The sequence below is a fragment of the Chitinophaga dinghuensis genome (assembly GCF_003259435.1).
Lineage (GTDB): Bacteria > Bacteroidota > Bacteroidia > Chitinophagales > Chitinophagaceae > Chitinophaga > Chitinophaga dinghuensis.
Map to the genome: position 1 here is coordinate 278,249 of NZ_QLMA01000004.1, position 22,143 is coordinate 300,391.

At 44.9% G+C, this 22,143-nt stretch carries 17 protein-coding genes; 14 read left to right on the top strand and 3 right to left on the bottom strand.

Annotated features, from left to right (window positions below; translation table 11 throughout):
* Nucleotides 1-97 precede the first annotated feature (97 nt).
* The 4 genes from CLV59_RS13320 to CLV59_RS13335 all read left to right on the top strand — a co-directional run bounded on the left by CLV59_RS13320 (nt 98) and on the right by CLV59_RS13335 (nt 6,466).
* Nucleotides 98-2,599 (top strand): glycoside hydrolase family 2 protein, encoded by a 2,502-nt coding sequence (locus tag CLV59_RS13320; protein WP_170137741.1) that lies wholly within the window; start codon nt 98-100, stop codon nt 2,597-2,599.
* Nucleotides 2,600-3,571: 972 nt separating this feature from the next.
* Nucleotides 3,572-3,862 (top strand): hypothetical protein, encoded by a 291-nt coding sequence (locus CLV59_RS13325; RefSeq protein WP_111592540.1) that lies wholly within the window; start codon nt 3,572-3,574, stop codon nt 3,860-3,862.
* Nucleotides 3,863-4,921: 1,059 nt separating this feature from the next.
* Nucleotides 4,922-5,716, top strand: coding sequence for a helix-turn-helix domain-containing protein (locus CLV59_RS13330; RefSeq protein WP_111592541.1), 795 nt, complete (start codon nt 4,922-4,924; stop codon nt 5,714-5,716).
* 252 nt (nt 5,717-5,968) lie between these two features.
* A complete protein-coding gene (locus CLV59_RS13335) occupies nt 5,969-6,466 on the top strand; it encodes an anthrone oxygenase family protein (RefSeq protein WP_211323844.1) in 498 nt (165 codons plus the stop codon).
* Between the two features lie 2 nt (nt 6,467-6,468).
* Here CLV59_RS13335 and CLV59_RS13340 read toward each other — a convergent pair whose 3' ends face one another.
* Nucleotides 6,469-7,455: a GlxA family transcriptional regulator gene (locus tag CLV59_RS13340; RefSeq protein ID WP_111592543.1), complete on the bottom strand. Its 987-nt coding sequence runs from the start codon at nt 7,453-7,455 to the stop codon at nt 6,469-6,471.
* A 111-nt stretch (nt 7,456-7,566) separates the two neighbouring features.
* On the opposite strand from CLV59_RS13340, the gene CLV59_RS13345 reads away from it, so the two are divergent.
* The 4 genes from CLV59_RS13345 to gap all read left to right on the top strand — a co-directional run bounded on the left by CLV59_RS13345 (nt 7,567) and on the right by gap (nt 11,378).
* Nucleotides 7,567-8,154 (top strand): dihydrofolate reductase family protein, encoded by a 588-nt coding sequence (locus tag CLV59_RS13345; RefSeq protein WP_170137742.1) that lies wholly within the window; start codon nt 7,567-7,569, stop codon nt 8,152-8,154.
* Between the two features lie 58 nt (nt 8,155-8,212).
* Nucleotides 8,213-9,277, top strand: coding sequence for a serine hydrolase domain-containing protein (locus CLV59_RS13350; protein ID WP_111592545.1), 1,065 nt, complete (start codon nt 8,213-8,215; stop codon nt 9,275-9,277).
* Nucleotides 9,278-9,368: 91 nt separating this feature from the next.
* Nucleotides 9,369-10,370, top strand: coding sequence for a GlxA family transcriptional regulator (locus CLV59_RS13355; RefSeq protein ID WP_111592546.1), 1,002 nt, complete (start codon nt 9,369-9,371; stop codon nt 10,368-10,370).
* A gap of 27 nt (nt 10,371-10,397) precedes the next feature.
* Nucleotides 10,398-11,378: a type I glyceraldehyde-3-phosphate dehydrogenase gene (gene gap, locus CLV59_RS13360; protein ID WP_111592547.1), complete on the top strand. Its 981-nt coding sequence runs from the start codon at nt 10,398-10,400 to the stop codon at nt 11,376-11,378.
* Here gap and CLV59_RS13365 read toward each other — a convergent pair.
* A complete protein-coding gene (locus CLV59_RS13365; RefSeq protein WP_111592548.1) occupies nt 11,373-11,918 on the bottom strand; it encodes a hypothetical protein in 546 nt (181 codons plus the stop codon). The two genes, gap and CLV59_RS13365, sit on opposite strands and share 6 nt — an antisense overlap.
* A gap of 321 nt (nt 11,919-12,239) precedes the next feature.
* Between CLV59_RS13365 and CLV59_RS13370 the strand changes: the two genes are divergently transcribed.
* The 5 genes from CLV59_RS13370 (at nt 12,240) to CLV59_RS13390 (ending at nt 19,339) form a co-directional block, all read left to right on the top strand.
* Nucleotides 12,240-13,121, top strand: a complete 882-nt coding sequence (locus CLV59_RS13370; protein ID WP_146616191.1) for a hypothetical protein — start codon at nt 12,240-12,242, stop codon at nt 13,119-13,121.
* A gap of 114 nt (nt 13,122-13,235) precedes the next feature.
* Nucleotides 13,236-14,120 (top strand): LytTR family DNA-binding domain-containing protein, encoded by an 885-nt coding sequence (locus CLV59_RS13375; RefSeq protein ID WP_111592550.1) that lies wholly within the window; start codon nt 13,236-13,238, stop codon nt 14,118-14,120.
* Between the two features lie 111 nt (nt 14,121-14,231).
* On the top strand, nt 14,232-16,976 hold the full coding sequence (locus tag CLV59_RS13380) for a TonB-dependent receptor (protein ID WP_111592551.1): 2,745 nt from the start codon (nt 14,232-14,234) through the stop codon (nt 16,974-16,976).
* Nucleotides 16,977-16,999: 23 nt separating this feature from the next.
* Nucleotides 17,000-18,274, top strand: a complete 1,275-nt coding sequence (locus CLV59_RS13385; protein WP_111592552.1) for a parallel beta-helix domain-containing protein — start codon at nt 17,000-17,002, stop codon at nt 18,272-18,274.
* Between the two features lie 12 nt (nt 18,275-18,286).
* Entirely contained in the window at nt 18,287-19,339 is a 1,053-nt protein-coding gene (locus CLV59_RS13390; protein ID WP_111592553.1) for an SO2930 family diheme c-type cytochrome, read from the top strand.
* A gap of 731 nt (nt 19,340-20,070) precedes the next feature.
* Here CLV59_RS13390 and CLV59_RS13400 read toward each other — a convergent pair.
* Nucleotides 20,071-20,685: a hypothetical protein gene (locus CLV59_RS13400; protein WP_146616192.1), complete on the bottom strand. Its 615-nt coding sequence runs from the start codon at nt 20,683-20,685 to the stop codon at nt 20,071-20,073.
* Between the two features lie 95 nt (nt 20,686-20,780).
* On the opposite strand from CLV59_RS13400, the gene CLV59_RS13405 reads away from it, so the two are divergent.
* Nucleotides 20,781-22,112, top strand: coding sequence for a DEAD/DEAH box helicase (locus tag CLV59_RS13405; RefSeq protein WP_262511900.1), 1,332 nt, complete (start codon nt 20,781-20,783; stop codon nt 22,110-22,112).
* The last annotated feature ends 31 nt before the right edge of the window (nt 22,113-22,143 follow it).

The window sequence follows — 22,143 nt, forward strand, 5'->3', positions numbered from 1 at the left end:
GTTGACAGACAATAGGATAGCGTCTGCTACTTTAAAAACAAGCTGGGGAGCAAAAGTAACAGCGAACAATTGTTGGCGGGAGTATCCGCGACCAACTATGCAACGTAGCAATTGGTCTAATCTTAACGGATATTGGACGTATAGTATCACAGATAGTGAAGCTACAACCATGGGGGCTTCACAAGGCCAAATTTTGGTGCCATTTCCAATTGAATCGCAATTGTCCGGCGTTCAACGATCTTTAGGACCCAAGGAGGCGCTCTGGTATAAAACCCAGTTTGATGTAAATAAGCTGAAATCCAGTGAACGTTGTCTCCTTAATTTCGGAGCGGTGGATTGGAAAGCAGAAGTATTTGTCAATGGTAAACCTGTTGGGGCGCATGTTGGAGGATATGACAACTTTTTCCTGGATATTACAGATGCTCTTAAACAAGAACAAAGAAATGTGTTGGAGGTAAAAGTTACGGACCCTACGGACCGGGGAATCAATCCTCATGGAAAGCAAGTGCTCAACCCAGGAAACATATTTTATACACCTAGCAGTGGCATCTGGCAAACAGTTTGGCTCGAAAATGTGCCACAGGATAGAATTGAAGGGCTGAAAATTACTCCCGATATAGATAAACAACAAGTGACAGTTGCTGTAAGAGGAATAAATACTTCCGGAAATGATAATGTAGAATTGATTATCAAAAAGGATGGAAAAGAAGTGACCAAAGTAAGCGGACCAATGAATGTGCCATTAATTGCAAAGATGAAGAATGCTGCCTTATGGTCTCCTGAAACGCCCATATTGTATGATGTCGTTGTTAAATTAAAATCGAAAGCGGGTATAACCGACGAAGTAAGTAGTTATTTTGGAATGAGAAAGGTTTCCGTTGGCGAAGATGCAGCAGGTCATAAACGGATTTTCCTCAATAACAAGTATCTGTTTAACCTGGGAGTATTAGATCAAGGCTTCTGGCCTGATGGTTTAATGACGCCCCCCAGTGATGAAGCCATACAGTTTGACCTGCAGGCGATGAAGGCAATGGGCTTTAATACTGTTCGTAAACATATTAAGGTAGAGCCGGAAAGATGGTACTATTATGCAGATAAATTAGGCATGTTGGTGTGGCAGGATTTTGTAAATCCTCCAAATGCTTTGCCAGAAGGTTCAAAACCGGAGTTCGAAAGAGAGGTAAAAGCAACAATGGATCAATTGTATAACCATCCATCTGTAGTAACCTGGGTGTTGTTCAACGAACGCTGGGGGGCTTACGATCAGAAGAGGCTTACCAGTTGGGTAAAACAATATGATCCTACCAGATTGGTAAATGGTCATTCTGGTGAACTATTGTATGTAAATGATAGATTGCGTGCACCTTCTACTGAACCCTGGATTGAAAGTGATATAGCTGATATTCATGCCTATCCTTATCCTCGTAAGATTGATAACGATTTTGGGAAAATTCAGGTGCTAGGAGAGTTTGGAGGTGTAACCGTTAGTACGCCAGGGCATCAGTGGAATGATTTGGATACATGGGGCTATACTACTCAATCGCCGGAAGCATTCATTAAAGTTTACAGAGGAATGCTAGATAGTCTGAAATCCCTGGAGAAAATGGGATTGAGTGCAGCTATCTATACCCAACCGTTTGATGTAGAAACGGAGGAGAATGGTGTGGTTACATATGACAGAGCGGTCATCAAAATGCCATTTGATACGATGAGTAAGATTAATTCTCTGTTGGTCCTTGGCAACCTCAATGGTGAAAAATCAACATTATTAGCTAGTCTGAAAAATATAGACGTGCATGATAATGATAATCGTTATGAAGAGTATTTAACACAATTTAGAAATGGAAATCATGATTCTGCGTTTGTGAGAAGACTCATTTTAATGGCTATGAGGAAGAATGATAAACAGCCTATTAATGATTTGAGTGCCGCTTATTTGAAGAATCTGAAATCACCGGATTCTTACGCGAATCTGATGTTTATACTCAATTTTACTAATAGTTCGGATAATCCGGGATTCGCCTTCCTGACAAGAGATAGTGCTATTGCTAAAGATGTAGTTGGGGCATTTCGTTATAAAGGAATGGTGCGTAAATTTATTTCCGCCGAAATAATTAACCCTGCTTTGAAGAAAGGTGGACAAGTAGATTGGGAAGCTATTCATCAAACGGTAGTGCAGAAGTATGGGGAGGATGGAGGTGAATATGTTTGGGGAAAGGCAATGACTTATTCAATTGATCATAAGTCCTGGTCTAAAATGGGAGAGTATTATAAGAAGTACTATAAAACGGCGTTACCACATAGCGAATACCATATCAATAATGTAAGCTGGATGGTATTTGAAAATGTAGATGATACTTCCATCCTACGATTTGCGCTGACTGCCGTTAAGTATAATATGGAGAATTTCAGCGATGGGGGAGCGGATCTGGATACATACGCCAATATCTACTATCGTTTAGGAGAGAAAGAAGAGGCATTGAAATGGGAAAGAAAGGCATTGGAGAAGAGTCCTCACGATGAGGAGATAAAAGCTGCTCTTCGCAAAATGGAGCAAGGCCTCCCTACTTGGCCTACTCCAGACTCAACAAAAAACTAGTTCTTGAGAATAAAATATTTGGCCATTCCGCGATGTACAAGAGAATGGTCAATGTAGGGAAAGGATTAGGATTCTTCCTGATCCCGTTTTAAAACTTTAATAATAACAATTGACATAGAATGCACCGGGATTCTTCCCGGTGCAGGTTTTAAGAAAGTTGGAATGGTGTGGTGGTTTGTTCTTTGATTTATGGAGTGGTATGGTTAGTCATCCTGATGTGATAATTAAATTATCACGATGATAATTCTGTTATCATGATAGTGTTTTGGTGATACTGTGAATCCTGATCTGATAAGGGTTTTATCAAGTTTTTAAAGTGTGTATTTGTGTTGAAAAAATATTTTTTTAGTGAATTGCTTGTTGGTATTACGTTTGAAAAATTTTATGAAAAAAAACGAAATTTATTTTGTGTGTAATGATCTTTGTATGTAAATCTTTAATTAATTTTGGTGCATAGCGCAGATAAATACTAAAAAGATTACATCTAGATCGTATTATGAAGTGGGAGCCGGAATTCTTTCCGGTTCCATTTTAAAAAGAGATGTCACCGTTATCGGGTGTGAAGTTGGTAGATGGCATTCCACAACTAAATGCAGGGGTGTATTTAGATTTCGGCTCCGTGAGAATAGTCTACCATTTTAAACAATAAAAATTTCCATAGTCTCATTCGAGTGAATGAGGCAAGCATTACTGAATCTGTACGGAACGGGGATTCTTCCCCGTCCCTTTTTTTCAGACAAGTGTGGTGTAGGGTATGGGTTCAGCTGCTGGATTAAATATATTTTATACCCCCAAAAGAGGTGAGTCTTGATGCCCCTCTACAAAGTACTTTAAATGTGGATTATAAGTATTTTGACTTGATCACAGGCGCCAGGATTCTTCCTGGTTCATTATTACGAAAAAGTTCAACCAATATATTTTGATACCCAAAGATTCTAATTAATATCATTTCCATATTAAAAATTATACTTTATGAAGAAGGTAATTTTGTGTGAGCGTAAGCTTATAGATATGTTCCTGGAATGTGAGGCAGGTCGGCCGGCGAGTGAATTGCTTGGTATCCTGGGAATTGATAGTGAGCTGGTGTCACGCATAAAAGATAACCCTAAGACAGCCGAGAATCAACAGATAAAAGCTTTCAGGGAATGGGTAGAGAAGATTTATCATTCAGAAGAATTGTACGACGAAGCGAATATGGAGTTCAATATCAACGAGAATATACTCTGGATTATGATGCCTCCATTTGATGATAGAGTTAATTAGTAGTTTGGTATGTATGATGAAAATAAATATTTCAAAAAAGTAGCGTTTTTTGAAGTACGATTTTAAAGAGACATCGTCTTAGCATTATATAAGGTTCATTGACATATTGGAAACAGTCGATAGTAATACAGTAATTATTGATGAAATAACGGTAACGGCTATATGAAATTAAACAGTCGTTTGTGTGTTAGATCAATAGATCTGTAAGTTTGATTGTCTGAATGGTAATAGCAGGTACATGCCTGCTAAGATGTGAACTGATTTTTTTCCATCGCATATCTCCTTATTGTATGACAATAAGTGCCACCATAGGTGCCTACAAGGTATCAGCCATTTGAGGACACAACTATGATTTTTGAGTCACTGTGTAGTGCGTATACCCTCGTCTAGGTATGTGGCTGCGCAAACTTTCTTCATAGTTGAATATACAGGAGATGTCTATCTTCTGTCCATTTTGTGAAAGTTAAACTATCATAGAAGTTAAAAAAACAGCTAACTATTGTTTGGTTGATTGGCTGAATGCATTTAAATTATTTAAAGCAGTCAGTACAGGGCCCCGAAAGGGGCCTCCCTTTCCAGGGATAGTGATTGTTTATGACTTGTGTTATCTACCTTATTCTGCACCTACGCATTACTGGCAGATTTTAAGTTTTAATGGGTTCACACTTCTTCTTCTGATTCGGGGTTGCAGACAGAGTTCTTCCGATGCATCCTTCAGTAAGATCGTAAACGGTGAGGTTGTCAGTTTACCCCGAGGAGGAAGGACTACCCAGCCAGCATAAAAGGATTCAAGCTGGTTAAGGCCTCCATAGTTGAGGGATAGGAGGTCGATTAACTACTCAAATCAAAAGGCAGGTTTCTTCGGAAGCCTGTCCTTTTTAATAGCTATATGTTGTAACATTATTTTTTCTGCATAATAGTTTCCGTCTCTGATGAAATGTTATCACCCTAAACTTAGTTAAACGTGGGTATGTCCATCGTACCCAATGAAGGGTAGAGGCGGGAAGTCTTTCCTGCCTGAATTTAATTTTTTGTACATTTATCAAAAGAACCCTCATCATGGATTTTCAGCATATTGTTCCACCCGCGTATCTGCAACCTTACGTACGCTACTTCTGGGCACTCAGCAGCAGCACCGTAGCAGATACTCCGAAAACATTTAAAACAATTGCTGACGGTTCGCCAGGCCTCATCTTCCAACACTCAGATAAAGGCCACTTCGAACAATTCGGTAAACAACTCGCCACCGTATTCTTATACGGCCAGGCAACCACCTTTACCGAAATCATCTCTCCGGCATCGTTTCAGACCATAGGCGTCTACTTCCATCCACACGCCCTCAAAAGCGTGTTCGGACTCAACGCCCAGGACCTCACAGACGGCTGCATGGAAATCTCCGGTCAACTACCGGAACAACTACTGAACGCTACCAATACACAGCAACAGATTGATATCTTAGCTGCGTATCTCTATAAAAATATTCTATTACACCAGGGCCTTACTGATGCCGCACTCTATCATGCACTACAACGCATAACCAACAGTGCCGGCAACATCTCCCTAAAAACAATACTGGATGAACTCCAAATGTCGGAACGAAGCTTCGAAAGAAAATTCCTCCAACATATAGGTATGACCCCTAAGCTGTTTGCCCGGATATGCCGATTCCAGGCCTCCTTAAATCAGCTCAGAAATAACCAGTTCACCCGCCTGTCTGATATCGCATTCGAACAAGAATACGCCGATCAGTCACACTTTATCCGCGCTTTCAAAGAATTCGCCGGTACCGCTCCACTGAAGTACCAACGCCAATCCATAGAAATCGTAGAGAACTTTCCAGAACTAATAAAGTAATTCCAACATATGCTGCATCATCGGTCGGGACTATAGCCCCGCACGAATAATGCATCCGCGATCCGCGGAAAAGAAGGGTTAACAAACATGAAACGAAAAGGCGGGATTCCTCCCGCGTTGGTTATTCCGTCTGTACATGGAACAGACATTTTCACGAATGCTGTTCCTGTACAGAATTTTTTTTCTCCCCACTTGTCGGAATTGTTCTATTTCCGATCTTTCCACTACTTTACTTTTGCATAAAACAATCACATGAAAAAAACATCATCCATGATTATCCTTATCATCACCGTTTGTTTCACCGGATTGATGGCCGGCCTGTTCTATAGTTGGTCCGTTTCCGTTATACCCGGCCTGGCCAAACTCAATGACGAACAATTCCTCGCCGCCTTCCAAGCCATGAACCGCGCCATTCTCAACCCACTCTTCCTCTGCGTATTTACCGGCAATATCCTCCTGCTAGCCATCGCTACCTGGCAACAATTTCACCACGAAGGATACCGTTACATGATGCTGACATCCGCATTATATATGATAGGCGTGTTCGGCATCACCGCTTTCGGAAATGTGCCGCTAAATGATACACTCGATAAATTTGATCTGGTAAACGCCAGTAAAGACGCAATAAAAGATATGAGAATGGACTTCGAAGGACTCTGGGTTAAACTACACACGATCCGCACCATCGCTGCCGTGCTGGCATTCATCTGCGGCCTGATAGGCTTATACCAGGCCGCCAATGAAAATTAAATTTATACTGCTACTGCAGCTGATTTGTTGTACTTATTCCGATATTCAATAGGAGACAAACCCGTCACTTTCCGGAAAATAGTTCTGAATGCCTTGATATCCGCATAGCCAACATCATACATCACCTCACTGATATTTTTCCGGCTGCTTTCAAAACTTTTCTTGGCCACCTCCATCTTTACACGCTGTATATACTCGGTAACAGTATTGCTGGTGGCCTTCTTAAACCTCCGCTCCAAACTACGACGACCCAATGCCAGCATATTCGCCAGCTGATCCACCGTTACGCGATCCTGGAAGTTCTGCTCAATAAATTCCTGCGCCTTCTTCACCGGCTCATCTTCATGCGATTTCTGCCCCTGGAACATAATGAAAGGAGATTGACTATCCTTATCAATATCTATCATGAACGTCTTCGCAATGACAATGGCAATATCCCTGTTCGTGTATTTTTCCACCAGATATAATACCAGGTTCAGATAAGAATACGCGCCGCCACTGGTGTAGATGCCGTCTTCCTCTGTCATAATCTTCTCATCCACTACTTCCACATTCGGATACATTTCCTGCAAATCATTCGCCGCCGCCCAATGCGTAGCTGCACGCTTCCCATCCAGCAAACCTGTGCCTGCCAGGAAAAACGCGCCAATACAGAAACTGATAATCTCTGCGCCATTCGCATACTGCTCTTTAATCCAGGGAATAAAATCCGCATTCAAACGTAATGCCTCCCGCGGGTCCTGGTGCATGGCAGGAATAACAATCATATCGGTTTTTTGCACATCCTGCATCAAGAGATCAGGCTGGATAGTAAATAAACCATTACGCTGCGTAGAAGCATTGGAAATACCCACAAGATGTACGTCAAATATAGGTTCGCGACCCATACGCCTTAAGATGGTGTTCACCTCTGTGAGAATATGCCAGGTGCCTTCAATGTTAGAAAGACTGCTGGCGCCAAATGGGATCAGGATGGATACGTGTTTCATAGGCTAAAGTTAGGTAAAAAAATTGTCGGGATCAACCTCCAAAATTGTCGCATTCTCAACCCAATTGCCTGTTGTAACATGTTTACCTTTGTACCGATTAATAGCAGTCGCATGAGAAAAGTTGTAGCGCAGGCGTTTGTAACCCTGGATGGCTTTACCGCTGGTCCCAACGGTGAAACCGACTGGCAGTTGCATGGCTTCAGTGAAGAGATGGGCGAGTATATCTATGAAACCTATGAGGAGGCAGACCTCCTGTTACTAGGAAAATATACCTACCTCCAGTTTGAAGCCTACTGGCAACATCAATCCAATAACCCGGAAGCCGATCGCATGAATAATACCGCAAAGATCGTTTGCTCTACTACCTTGCCATCAGCCAACTGGTCCAATACCATTCTCGTCAAATCCAATGTGGCAGCAGAAATACGGGCATTAAAAAACAAACCCGGTAAGAATATGATGATCGTTGGCAGCGTCGGACTGATGCAAAGTTTAGCCCAACAAGATCTCATCGATGAATACCGCTTTCTCACTTACCCCGTGTTCCTCGGCGCAGGCAGACGTTTGCTGGATAATATCAGGGAGACGCGACAACTGGAATTAATGTATTCCCGCATATTCACCAATGGCGTAATGCTGACCATTTACAGGCCTTCACAACGTATATGCCTATACGAATATTTAGCAGCCGTAAAATAAATTTTTAGGGAGATAACAACATCCCGATTTTTCCGCACCTTTGCGCAACAGCCATTTTATGAAACTTCTGATTGCCTTACTCCTCCTGGTTTCCACGGGAACCTATGCCCAACGCCATAGCAATTTCGCAGACAGTATCCGCCAACATTATAACATTCCTGAACTGGCATATGCCGTAGTTTGCGATACCGGTGTTATGGAGACACAGATCTTCGGTACAAAAAAAATAAACTCCCATCTACCAGCTGCGCCCAGCGATCGGTTTCGCATTGGCAGCAATACCAAAGCCATTACATCCTTACTCATCGCGCAGCAAATACAAGCTGGCCGACTTACCTGGAATACGCCCTTCTTTGCTATTTTTCCGGAGCTGAAAGCGAAAAGCAAACCCTGTTATTACGACATGACTGTCGCGGATCTGCTGAGTTTTCGCAATCCCCTCATGCCTTATTCTTATGGCAACGAAGAACCCCGTAAAAATCAATTCCCTGGGACGCCATCGCAACAGCGAATGCAGTTTGCCGCCTGGTTGCTGCAACAGCCTCCCAATACCTCCACCGGCGAACTGAAATACTCAAACGCAGGATATGTACTGGCAGGCGCCCTCCTGGAGAAAATCTCCGGGCATACCTACGAAGAACTTCTGCAAAACCTCAATACCTCCCTCAGTATCCACCTGCAAACTGGAAGTCCTAACGAAAAAGACTCCACCCAAACCTGGGGACACAACGATCACCTTCAACCAGAGGCCAGCGCTGAAAACTATAAGCTCAACTGGCTGATGGCTGCAGGAAATGTCAATACTAACTTATCCGACTATACGATATTATTATCCCAGCAATTAAAAGCCTTTAAAGGCGCCAGTCCACTCCTGGATAGCGCCACGGTAAACTTCCTCCACTTTGGTCGCCATACCTTTGCCATGGGATGGTTCTGGGAGGTCAACAAACAAGGACATCAAGTGTCCTCCAATACTGGCAATCCCGGTACCTTCATTACCAGGGTGGTGATGATCCCTGCCGTAAACCGTGCCTATGTAGTATTTACCAATTACCAGGAAGATAAAGTATACGAAGGAGTTAATGCCCTGATCACCAGATTACAATCATATTATGGGGAATAGTTATGTCTGATTTGGCAGAAACTGTATAGTTTTTGTCATTGCAGACAAGGGCTGAGTTGTCTACTTTTGAGGTAGCAAACGACCCAAACCCATGACTCATAAAAGCAAACTGGTTGTAATCGCTGTATTGCCTGGCAGCAGGCTGCTTACCCTCGCCGGTCCGGTAGATGTTTTCTCTTTTGCGATCAATGCATTGCGGGATATGCATGGAGAAGACTATACCTCCTATGAAATGCAGATCGTCACTGCCACTCCGGAAACAGCAGTGCAGCTAAACAGTCCGCTGAATGTGGTAGTACATGGCAGTATCTATGATATTCATCAACCGATAGATACGCTGATCGTCGTGGGGTGGGGATTGCCAGCAGGTGAACCCGTGTCTTCCAGATTTTATCAATGGCTGCAACAGCAAGCCAGCAGTATCAGGAGGGTAGCGGCTATTTGTGTAGGCTCTTTTGTCCTGGCAAGGGCAGGACTCCTCCATAACAAGCGGGCCACTACTCATTGGGAGGTCTATGATCGCCTGCGGGAACAGTTTCCTGATGTCATCGTAGACACTACCCCTTTCTTTATCAAAGACGGAAACATATATACCGCCGGAGGCGTCACTTCAGGTATGGATCTCGCACTGGCTATGGTGGAAGAAGACTATGGCCGGGAAGTGGCCCTCAGGGTGGCACGTAAACTGGTTATCCACCTGAAACGCCCGGGGAATCAAAAACAGTTCGGCGGACTACTACCCACCTACGAAGTGAGCAGCCCTTTGTTATTACAGCTTCGGCCCTGGCTACTGGAACACATACACGAAGATTTGTCTGTAGAGAAGCTGGCAGAAAAAGTGCATATGAGCGCCCGCAATTTTGCCCGTGTATTCCTCAAAGAAACAGGCATGACGCCAGCGAAATTTATTGAAAAATTTCGAGTGGAACTGGCCCGCAATTACCTGGAAAACAGTCCGCTCTCTCTGGAGGAAATCGCGCTGAAATGCGGACTTGGAGGACTCGTATCTATGCGCCGGGTATTTCTTCGTCACCTGGAAATATCTCCTGGTACTTATCGGTCTACATTTCGTTCCGCCTTATTACCGGAATAATCTATTCATCAGATAAATCAAAAGATCATGAAAATTGCAATCAATGGCTTCGGACGTATTGGAAGAATGACCATGAGGGCACTCCTGCAGCAACCTGGCGCAGAAGTAGTTGCCATCAACGATCTGACGGATGCCCACACCCTTGCCCACCTTTTTAAATTTGATTCTTCACACGGTAAATTCAACGGTACTGTTAGCGCAGAAGACGGCTACCTGGTCATTAATAATAAACGCATCCGGTTGTTGAATGAGCGGGAGCCGGAACGTCTGCCCTGGAAAGAGCTGGGCGTATATGCTGTTATCGAGTCTACCGGCAGGTTCACTGCAAAAGATAAAGCGGTTGCACATATCGTTGCAGGCGCGAAGAAAGTACTGATTACGGCGCCGGCAACGGGCGGCGTTAAAACCATCGTGGATGGTGTCAACAATCATCTGATTAGTCCGGAAGATGAAATCATTTCTTCTGCCTCCTGTACCACCAACTGTATTGCTCCTGTATTGCATGTACTGGACAAAGCCTATGGTATTGAATCCGGCTATATGACCACCATCCATGCTTTCACCATGGATCAGATGTTGCAGGATGGTCCGCATAAGGATTTGCGTCGGGCGAGGGCTGCCACGCAATCGATCATCCCTACTACCACTGGCGCAGCCAAAGCAATAGGAGATGTACTACCAGGATTGAAAGGTCGCCTCGATGGTTTCTCTTACAGGGTGCCTGTGATAGATGGTTCCATTGCAGAACTGACAGTGAACCTACGTCAGACCGTCACTGCTGAAACTATTAATCAGTTGCTCCGGCAGCATGCTTCAACAGACTTGCAAGGCATTATGGAGTATGGTACGGAGCCGCTGGTTTCTGTTGATATTATTGGGAATACGCATTCAGCGATTGTAGATAGTTTGTTGACTACTGTGATTGGGAATACCGCCAGGGTAGTGGCGTGGTATGATAATGAAGTGGGGATTTCCAATAGGTTGGCGTCTTTGGTGACTACATTATAGTAATGCGGATGATTTGATAGTGATGCGGATATTTTTGGGTCTCCCAATCTGCCAGCTTCGCTGCCAGATTGGGAGACCCTTTTTTCTTCCGGCCAGTCGGCCGGTTGCTGCGCATGGCGTAATGCGAATATTTTTTGGTTTCACAATCCGCCAGCTTCGCTGCCAGATTGTGAAACCCTTTTTTATTCCGGCCTGTCGGCCGGATGCTGCACATGGCATAATGCGGATGTTTTTGGTCTCCCAATCTGCCAGCTTCGCTGCCAAATTGGGAGACCCTTTATTATTCCGGCCTGTCGGCCGGTTGCTGCGCACGGCATAATGCGGATATTTTGGGGTTTCACAATCCGCCAGCTTCGCTGCCAGATTGTGAGACCCTTTTTTATTCCGGCCTGTCGGCCGGTTGCTGCGCATGGCATAATGCGAATATTTTTTGGTTTCACAATCCGCCAGCTTCGCTGCCAGATTGTGAAACCCTTTTTTATTCCGGCCTGTCGGCCGGATGCTGCACATGGCATAATGCGGATATTTTTGGTCTCCCAATCCGCCAGCTTCGCTGTCAGATTTTGATCCCCTTTTTATTCCGGCCTGTCGGCCGGGTGCTGCGCACAATCAACACCTATGGAAATGCAAACCTTATGTACGGTTATAAATCCGCTGCATTTTTCCCGGCCCGTGAAGTTCCGCCCGCCAGGGCGGAACTTCACTATAAAACTCAACTCAACACCGAAGGTGTTGAGTTCACATCCACTCCCAAACAAACACAAACACCCCCAAAACCCATACATATGAAATATGATATATTTTAAAGTTATTACTATATATTTGCATATCACATACGTACCGAAAAACCGTACTAATACCATGAAGATACTTTCCCGATACCTGATAGTAATACTGGCAGTATTTTGCTTTGGCTGTAGCGCAGAAATGGCAAGAGACGGCAGTTTCAACCTGAGCCCTAACCAAAACCAGAATGCCAGCGGCTCGCTGAAAGGAACCAACAACGATTGTTTAGCAACCGCCATCACCGGTACTTTCCAAACCAATACTGCCCAGAATGGCAGTAACTACGTGATTGCGAATGTAAACGTAACCGTACCTGGTATGTACAGCATCAGCACAGATGTGCAGAACGGCGTGAAATTCTCCGCCTCCGGCGTATTTGCCAGCACTGGTATTCAACAAGTGCGACTGGTACCAAGCGGTACTTTCGCCAATGCAGTTGCTACAAATTATACCTTGACATACGGCAGTTCTTCCTGCCCGCTGGCTATCACCGTAACAGAAGGCACAGGAACCGGTACGCCAGGTACAGACCCAGGAACAGGAAATCCTGGTACAGGTAATGGCGCATCAGGTAGCTGGACAATTACAGTGGATGGCAAAACATATACTGGTACAGATGCCACGCTCACAGATCGTCATTTGATGAACCTGGCGGGATTTGCCGGAACAAACAGTCAGGTAATGGTGGTCTTTGTGCTGAAATATGGTAACGGCGGTATTCTCCCTGCTACCTACACTACCAGCGATGATCCAATGTCTCAATTCTCCGTGACTAACCTCACCACTACGAACATGGACTATCTGACTACTAAAACCAGCGTAGGCGCATTAACTAATTTTGCGATCAAGTCGATCACCAATGGTGTGGCTAAAATCACTATCTCCGGTAAAACAATCGACATGGCTACCAATAAAGCAGTAGTCATCAGCGGAGAAATTACAGCGCCACTGGAATAAGACCAATACATCATATTATTATAGCAACCCGGATCAAATACGATCCGGGTTTTCTTTTTCCTGCAATCCGATTACAAGTATTTTGATTATCTTAATTGTAAATCTTCCTATGTTATGAAAACTTTGGGTATATCAGCTAAAAATGGACCCATAGGCGGCTGGCTGTTCCAGCGTTTTACCTTGCTGGATAATCGCAGCAACCGGATCGCCCTGATTCTTTTTTGCGCGGTATTCTCTTTCTTTTTCATGGACATTTTCCTGCCCTTTAATATTAATACCTGGTACGAGGGAATGAATCTCTCCCTGTTTACCATCCTGGGTATTTTCACTCTCTGTGGCACTTTGGCACTCGGCACTTCACAATTCCTGCTCTTCCGCCTGAAATGGAGAAAACAGATTTCCCACATGGGATATTTAGGGTGGATTGCGATGGAAGTAATATTAATCGGAGCCGTGGTAACCATCGTCAATGCGGCGATTAATCCAGGTATTTTCCTGACCTTCTCCGAATTTTGTTCCACCCTGCCATATATCGCTTTGATTATTTCCATTCCTTATTCGCTGTCATTGCTATGGTTTCATACACGCAGCAAAGTGGAGGAGGTCCGCCAGTTGGAACAGCATCTCACTACAACAGATATAAAAGATACCACCGTACATATCCGGGACGAACATGATAAGGCCGTTCTTTCCCTGCTCCCGGAAAAACTCCTCCTGGTAAAAGCAGAAGATAACTATGTACACGTTTTCTACCTGGCGGGAAATACCATGAAAAAAGAATTGATCCGGACCTCCCTGAAAAAGGTGGAATCGGAAATTGCTGCATTTGGATTTAACCGTAGCCACCGATCCTATATCGTGAACTTATCGAGGGTGGTGCTGTTCCGTAAACAAAACAAAGGGCATTTCGTATACCTGGAAGGGTTAGACGATATGGAGGTGCCGGTATCCGGATCTTACCTGGCATTCTTCGCCGAACGATTTTCTCCGGCCTGCTAATAATTCACCCCGCCTGCTGGCAATTTCGCCCCAAACCCACTGCAGTAAGCACTTCGCCTGTTGCTTTTTGATTAATATCGCCCTAGTGCCAAAATCAAAAAACAACTCCCCATGTTTAAAACTGTACAGTGGATTACAATGATGTTGCTCTTCAGCATACCGCTGATGGCGCAACAGGTTATTACCGGTACGGTCCGCAACCGCGATACCAAAGAACCGGTACCTGCCGTCTCGGTGACCATGAAAGATGGACCTAATGGCGACTATACCAACGATCAGGGACATTTCCGTTTTTCTACCCGCAAACAATATCCCATCACCCTTATTTTCACCTGTATCGGTTTTGAATCCCAAACCATGGAATTGAAAAGTCCGGGCGCCATCCAGGTGACCCTGACACCCGCTTCCGTACTCGGTAAGGAAGTCGTGGTTTCCGCCAGCAGGAATATCCAAAAGAAAATTGAATCTCCCGTTACAATCGAACGTATAGGTAACCGCGATATCATCAACTCGCCCCAACCCAGTTATTATAATATGTTGCAAGGCCTCAAAGGCGTTGACATCACCACCAGCAGTCTCACTTTCACGACCGTTACCACCCGCGGATTCAATACCAGCGGTAATACCAATTTCACACAGATTGTAGATGGTATGGACAACCAGGCGCCCGGACTAAACTTCGCTTTAGGCGCTGCTATCGGACTAACGGAGCTGGATGTAGATAACCTGGAACTGTTGTCCGGCGCTTCCTCCGCGCTATACGGTTCCCGTGGCCTCAACGGTACCATGGTCATGACAGGGAAAGATCCTTTTAAATACCAGGGACTTAGTTTACAAGTGACACAAGGCGTAAATCACATTCAAAAAGGAAAATCCAACGATCCACTAGGCCCTTCTCCCTATTATGACTATACCTTACGCTGGGCAAAGAAGATCAACGACCGCTTTGCCTTTAAGGTGAATCTGCAGTATATCCAGGCGAAAGACTGGATTGCTGCGGATACCACCAATACCAATAGTCTGGGCTCCCGCTACACCGATCCGAATTACAACGGCGTAAATTTATATGGTAGCAAGACGTCGGTAGACATCAATCCCTTCCTGGAAGGCGCCCTCGCCATGAATCCGGACCTGGGCCCATTAATTACGCCCTTGCTGGATACCAGCCACTATGTTGCCAGAACAGGGTATCCGGAATATCAATATCTCAGCAGCGACGCTAAGTTGTTCAAAGCAAATGCGGAACTCCGCTATAAAATAAAACCTGGACTGGAAGCCATTGGTAGCGCTACCTATGCAAAAGGTAATGCGGTCTACAGCAATGATACCCGCTATGCGCTCACTGGCTATTACCTCACGCAATATCGCCTGGAACTGAAAGCGCAACATTGGTTCGTAAGGGCATATACCACGCAGGAAAACTCTGGTAGAACGGTGATTGCCAGTCCTACTGCACAGTTGATCAACGAAGCCTGGAAGCCCAGCTACGACGCTAATTCCGGAGATGGCTGGTATCCGCAGTATACCGGCGCACTGCTGGAAGCAATGGCAGGAGGACAGAGTTATGAGTCGGCCAGCTGGACAGCCCGTCAGTTTGCCGATCAGGGCCGCCCTGCTGCCGGCAGCGCCCTGTTTAATCATCTGAAAGACAGTATTGCTGGCATGCCTACTTCCCAGGGCGGTACGCTCTTCCTGGATAAGAGCCGACTTTACAATGCAGAAGCGCAATATAATTTCGGACACCTGTTCAAATTCGCGGAAATCATTGCCGGACTGAATTACCGTTTATATAAACTGGATTCTAAGGGCACACTTTTCCCGGATAACAATGGTCCGATAAATGTAGCGGAATACAGCGCTTATGCGCAGGCCACCAAGAAAGTGATACATAATAAACTTAGTCTGAGTGCGGCTTTCCGTTATGATAAAAATACCCTCTTCGAAAAGCCCCGCGTTACTACCCGTACATCTGGGGTATTGGAACTGGCGAAAGAAAGCTTCCTGCGTTTCTCTTATCAGAATGCCTATAGTTTTCCTTCTAATATCCAGGCGCTGCAATCCACGCCTATTGACTACAACAGCTTTGCTTCCGGCGGATCTACCCGATTGCTGAATGGCGTATATCAATTTGATAAGTTTCAGCCATATACGCTGGAAAGTGTGCAGAAATATCAGCAATCAGGCAATGCGGATTCACTGGTGAAATTCCAGCCTAAAGATATCATGCCTCAGTCCGTAGATGCGTTCGAGTTAGGATGGTCTTCCTTGATTGGAGGGAAGGTGCTGGTGGATGTGCTGGGATATTATTCTACCTGGAAAAACTTTATAGGTTATGTGAACGTGGCGAATACGCCTGGCACCAATGATGTTACTGCCTTCAAAAATCACAACACCTATGTGCAGTATAACATCGCCTATAACGGGGCCGAAACAGTGAATACGTATGGATATGCCGCCAGTATCGGCGTGGATCTCTCGAAAAACTTTATGGCAAAATTCAATTTCTCCTCCGACTTCCTAAAGAATAGAAATAATAGTCAGATCAACAATTTCAATACGCCGAATTATAAATTCAATATCGATTTTGGCAATGACGGTTTTGGGAAGAAGCAACGGTATTCGTTCAATACCACCTTCCGTTACCGCCCTGCTTACTTCTACCAGATTGGTTTTGCCAGCGGAACAGTGAATGCCTCTGCTGTGCTGGATGCACAGATCAGTTATAAATTGCTGCAGGCTCATTCCAAAATTAAACTGGGTGCAACGAATCTAACGAATACCTATTACCGTACTGGTTTTGGAAGTCCTGCCATTGGCGCTATGTACTATGTTTCCTTTGCTTATAATGTTTTTTGATAACCCGATAAAAATCGAACAATATGTATAAATGCAGATTACTTTTCCTGGGACTGGCAGTACTTCTTGTACATGCCTGTAAACAGGCGGCTGTGGACAATCACGGCTATGTCCGCGAATTAAGTTTTGGGCCTGGCGATGAGTCTAAGATTATCGAAGCCATGCTGTCTATGAAAGATAGCACGATGTTGGAACTGAAAGCAGGCACTTACAAATTTGATAATCTCAGTCTGGCCCAGTTGAAACATATTTATATCAAAGGGGCCGGGGCAGAGAAAACGATCCTGGACTTCTCCGCGCAAAGTCAGGGTGGAGAAGGAATGCGTGTCACTGATGTAAAAGGCTTCAAGATAGAAGGCGTCACATTGCAGGACTCCAAAGGAGATCTGATTAAAATTAATAAATGTGAAGATGTAACGGTATCGAATCTACGTGCCATCTGGTCTAAATCGGACAGTACTTCAGGCGGATATGCTATTTATCCCGTGATGTGTAAACGAGTATTGATAGAAAACTGTTATGCACAGGGCGCTTCCGACGCTGGTATTTATGTAGGTCAAACAGACAGCGCCATCGTTCGCTCTTGTAAAGCCTTTAAGAATGTAGCAGGTTGTGAAATTGAGAATACCAGTCATGCGCAGGTATATGATAATGAATTCTGGGGTAATACCGCTGGTTTTCTTGTATTCGACCTGCCTGATCTGAGTAAGCGCGGCGGTTTTGTGGATGCATACAACAACTATATGCACGACAATAACGAAGTTAATTTTGCAAAATCCGGCAGCTTCGGCAACACCTGGGGAGTGGGTAATGCCGCACCTGGCAGCGGGGTGATTGTGTTAGCAGCGTCAGATGTCAACCTGCATCACAACAAAATTATCAATAACAATTCCACTGCGATTGCTGTCGTTTCCGGATTTTTAATTGATGAGAAAGCAGGGGAGAAGATGAATGATCACTATTTCCCTATCCCTCGCAATATTCATATTCACGATAATGAAATGCAGGTGGCCGATAGTTTTCCGCCGGCGGTATACACCCATCATATGGGAAAGGTACTAGTGGCCATAGAACAACAACTGAATGCACAAGATCCGTCCAGAGGAAAGGCGCGACTACCTTACATTACCTGGGATGGGATTACCACCAATATCCTGACAAAAGGAACTGGTGTGAATCCGGATTCTATCTGCGTACAGCAAAAACAGAACAATTTATTTGTAAATGCCGATGGTCTGAGAATAGGAAAACCAGGATGGCATCCAACTACCGATGTAACACCGTTTCAGTGTAAATAATATTGCTTGCTTATGAGGAAAATATGTGTGGCGGCGCTTTTCATGTTAGTGTGCTATTGTTGCAGTCAGTCTGTGAAAGCGCCGGCTCGTGCGCCGTTTGAATTTAAAGATCTGTTGTCCGACTATCAATTCTTTGAAGGTTCGCTGAAACAGCTCCATCCACGCAGCGGGGTAACTGGCTATCAGCTGGCAACCCCGTTGTTTACAGACTATTCCGTAAAGGATCGTTTTATTGTATTGCCGAAAGACAGCTTCCTAACCTATACCAGTGGCGGACTGCCGATTTTCCCGGATTCGACTTTTATTGTGAAGAATTTCGCATATAATAATGTCAATCACGAGAAAATTATGATTGAGACGCGGATACTCTTTAAAGATCCGTATGATCATGGCTGGAAGGTCATGAACTATTTGTGGAATGATGCCCAAACGGATGCCAGTCGCTGGATTGCGGGCAAACGTATTCCCATCACTTTCCTGGACGATCAGGGGCAGCAGCATTCCACGCTGTACCAGATGCCGAATACCAATGACTGCAAACGTTGTCATATCAACAACAGTGTGCTGACGCCTATTGGTCCTAAAATCCGTAATCTGAACTGGACGCCGCCAGGAACCGAGGGTAATCAGTTACAGCGTTGGGCTGCAGCGGGTATCCTTCATCAATTGCCGGACCTGGCGCAAGTAAACAAACTGCCGGTATGGACGGATAGTGTCCATTTCAGTGTGAGTGATCGGGCGCGTGCATACCTGGATGTAAACTGTGCGCATTGTCATATCAAAGGAGGAGATGCCTATAATACGGGGCTTTTCCTGGATTTTGAAAGTACCGCCAGTGCGCCGGGAGTGTATAAATCGCCTGTATCGGCAGGAGGAGGAGCGGGAGGACTGGATTATGATATTGTTCCGGGAGACGCGGGTTCAAGTATCCTTGCTTATCGTATGAATAGCGTGGAGCCGGGAGTCGCGATGCCAGAGCTGGCCAGAACAGTGATTCACAAAGAAGGCGTGGCACTCATCACTAAATGGATCAATGAAATGCCGAAAGCAAAAAAAGATAAATAAGTACTATTTATCCCGAACCACTGATTAAAAAGCAGATAAAGAACACTGCTGCTGGGTATCAGATCCGCCAACAAAATAAATCTCTGTTCCGATCTGCCGGTCCACAAATAAAACAGGATTTATCCCGGGCTTACAGATCCGCCAATGAAACAAAAAATACAGATCAAACATTTGTCTTGATTTGCCGGTCCACCAATAAAACAAGATTTATCCTGGGCTTGCAGATCCGCCAATGAAACAAAAAAATAGATCAAACATTTGTCCTGATCTGTGGATTCACCAACAAAACAGGATTTATCCTGGGCTTGCAGATCCGCCAATGAAACAAAAAAATAGATCAAACATTTGTCCTGATCTGTGGATTCACCAACAAAACAGGATTTATCCTGGGCTTGCAGATCCGCCAATGAAACAAAAAATACAGATCAAACATTTATCCTGATCTGCGGATTCACCAACAAAACAGGATTTATCTGGGGCTTGCAGATCCGCCAATGAAACAAAAAATAGATCAAACATTTGTCCTGATCTGTGGATTCACCAACAAAGCAGGATTTATCCGGGGCTTGCAGATCCGCAAATGGAACAAAAAATTCAGATCCTCCAACAAAACGCCATTTATCCCGGCCCGTTGTTCCTGCCCGTCAGGGCAGGAACAACAAAAAAATAAAACGAAGAAGTCCGGTCGAAACCGCAGGTTTCGACCGGACTTCTTCGTTAAAAAAAATAAATTAATTAAACTTCACTTCCACTTTTTTCTGCGCAAAATCCTCATCATTCACATCCTCCTCCCAACGATAAATCTTCCCATTTTCCTTAAAAACCCTCGCCTGCATAGCAGAATCCGTAATAGGATCGCATGCGGTAGGCACTAGCAAAGGCGAAAACAGTTGTTTCCATTCGTTATTAGGAGCCAGATACCAGGTAGTACAGCTAAAAGTACACCCATGCAGCGGCTCATTAAACACAGTGATATCATCTTTCCCATCGCCGTTCAGGTCGCCCTCATTGACGATGTAGATAGCGCCCCAGAAAGTAGGTAATGCCGGAATACCGGATTGGGAATTAAAGCTAACGGCATATTTATCCTGGGCATCCTCAGGAGCTTCGGTATTGGAGGCCGGTGTTAGGATAGAGATCATGGCGGTATCTTCCTGGCTTTTGCCGGAGAAGTGGCCGCTAATCGTATCATGTGGTGTAGACTCGGAATCAGAAGGGACAATTGACTCTTTAAATACGAGGGAATCGGGTGCTTGTATCAGGCTGTCGGCCGCCTTGTCGGCAGGCGTGGGCGCGGAATGGCAGGCACTCATCAATAAAGCGGCAATCGGTAAAAACTTTTTCATAGCGGGCTAAAATAAATAATGTATTCGGCTTCACAAAAAATCCGCTGGACCTCCGACAGGGGTCAGACCGGGTCTTTCCCTGAAATAACCTACCTTTGCGGCAAATGCAAAAAGATCATATTCCGGCAATACTTGCCAACCTGAAGATAGACGCGCTGAATGATATGCAGCTGGCATCCCTGGAGGCCAACAAGCATCATCATGACGTAATATTATTGTCCGCTACCGGTTCCGGGAAAACGCTGGCTTTCCTGTTACCTGTACTGGAACGCCTCCATGTCACCAAAAAAACGACCCAGGCCCTGATCGTAGTGCCTTCCCGTGAGCTGGCATTGCAGATAGAGAAAGTATTCCGCCAGATGGGTACGGGATATAAAATTACAGCCTGCTATGGCGGTCACCTTCGTGAAACAGAAGAAAATAACCTGATTGAAGCCCCTGCAGTGATTGTAGGTACTCCAGGCCGGCTCGGAGACCACATCCGCAGAGGAAATATTACGGTAGATACTATCGAAACCCTCGTCCTGGACGAATTCGATAAAACGCTGGAACTGGGATTCCAGGAAGAAGTATCCTTCATTGTGGAGTCATTGCCCAATGTAAAACGCCGTCAGCTGACTTCCGCCACCGAAGCGGTGGAAATACCGGAATTCATTAAGCTGGAGAAACCAGAGAAACTGAACTTCCTGCCGGAAGATGGCGCTCCTACAGAACGCCTGACCATCAAACAGGTACTCTCTCCGGAAAATGACAAGGTAGAAACCTTATTCCGCCTGATCTGCCATCTCGGCAACCGCTCTACCATTGTATTCTGTAATCACAGGGAATCTGTAGAACGTACCAGTGCCATGCTCTCTGAAAAAGGTATCCTGAATACTTTTTATCACGGCGCCATGGAGCAGCGGGATCGCGATAGCGCACTTTGCAAGTTCAGAAACGGAACAGTGAATGTACTCGTGACCACCGATCTGGCGGCACGCGGACTGGATATTCCACATATCCGTTATATTATTCATTTCCACCTTCCTCATACAGAAGACAGTTTCGTACACCGTAACGGACGTACGGCCCGTATGGAAGCCAGCGGTACCGCCATCGTTATCCTGTCTCCGGATGAAAAGCTGATGCCATATGTACCTGCGGATATCGAAACCATCACCCTGCCAGAGAAAGCAGTACTGCCGGAAAAGCCAAAATGGGTGACCTTATTCATTGCCGCCGGTAAAAAAGATAAAGTAAATAAGATTGATATCGTAGGTTTCCTTTCCAACAAAGGGAAACTGAAAAAAGAAGATATTGGCCTGATTGAAGTGAAAGACTTCTTCGCCTTCGTTGCCGTGGTACGCTCCAAAGTTGGGCATACACTGGAAATGATCAAGCAGGAGAAGATCAAAGGAAAGAAAGTGAAAATCGATCTGGCGAGATAATAAAAAAAGCAATTGGGCTCAACAGCCCATC

What these genes read in the sequence shown, in the direction of transcription:
- CLV59_RS13375 (WP_111592550.1), top strand. Translation starts at nt 13,236, where the DNA reads ATGAAAACTTTGGGTATATCAGCTAAAAATGGACCCATAGGCGGCTGG.
- CLV59_RS13320 (WP_170137741.1), top strand. Translation starts at nt 98, where the DNA reads ATGCAACGTAGCAATTGGTCTAATCTTAACGGATATTGGACGTATAGT.
- CLV59_RS13370 (WP_146616191.1), top strand. Translation starts at nt 12,240, where the DNA reads ATGAAGATACTTTCCCGATACCTGATAGTAATACTGGCAGTATTTTGC.
- CLV59_RS13390 (WP_111592553.1), top strand. Translation starts at nt 18,287, where the DNA reads ATGAGGAAAATATGTGTGGCGGCGCTTTTCATGTTAGTGTGCTATTGT.
- CLV59_RS13325 (WP_111592540.1), top strand. Translation starts at nt 3,572, where the DNA reads ATGAAGAAGGTAATTTTGTGTGAGCGTAAGCTTATAGATATGTTCCTG.
- CLV59_RS13335 (WP_211323844.1), top strand. Translation starts at nt 5,969, where the DNA reads ATGAAAAAAACATCATCCATGATTATCCTTATCATCACCGTTTGTTTC.
- CLV59_RS13385 (WP_111592552.1), top strand. Translation starts at nt 17,000, where the DNA reads ATGTATAAATGCAGATTACTTTTCCTGGGACTGGCAGTACTTCTTGTA.
- CLV59_RS13345 (WP_170137742.1), top strand. Translation starts at nt 7,567, where the DNA reads ATGAGAAAAGTTGTAGCGCAGGCGTTTGTAACCCTGGATGGCTTTACC.
- CLV59_RS13340 (WP_111592543.1), bottom strand. Translation starts at nt 7,455, where the DNA reads ATGAAACACGTATCCATCCTGATCCCATTTGGCGCCAGCAGTCTTTCT.
- gap (WP_111592547.1), top strand. Translation starts at nt 10,398, where the DNA reads ATGAAAATTGCAATCAATGGCTTCGGACGTATTGGAAGAATGACCATG.
- CLV59_RS13355 (WP_111592546.1), top strand. Translation starts at nt 9,369, where the DNA reads ATGACTCATAAAAGCAAACTGGTTGTAATCGCTGTATTGCCTGGCAGC.
- CLV59_RS13330 (WP_111592541.1), top strand. Translation starts at nt 4,922, where the DNA reads ATGGATTTTCAGCATATTGTTCCACCCGCGTATCTGCAACCTTACGTA.
- CLV59_RS13380 (WP_111592551.1), top strand. Translation starts at nt 14,232, where the DNA reads ATGTTTAAAACTGTACAGTGGATTACAATGATGTTGCTCTTCAGCATA.
- CLV59_RS13350 (WP_111592545.1), top strand. Translation starts at nt 8,213, where the DNA reads ATGAAACTTCTGATTGCCTTACTCCTCCTGGTTTCCACGGGAACCTAT.
- CLV59_RS13400 (WP_146616192.1), bottom strand. Translation starts at nt 20,685, where the DNA reads ATGAAAAAGTTTTTACCGATTGCCGCTTTATTGATGAGTGCCTGCCAT.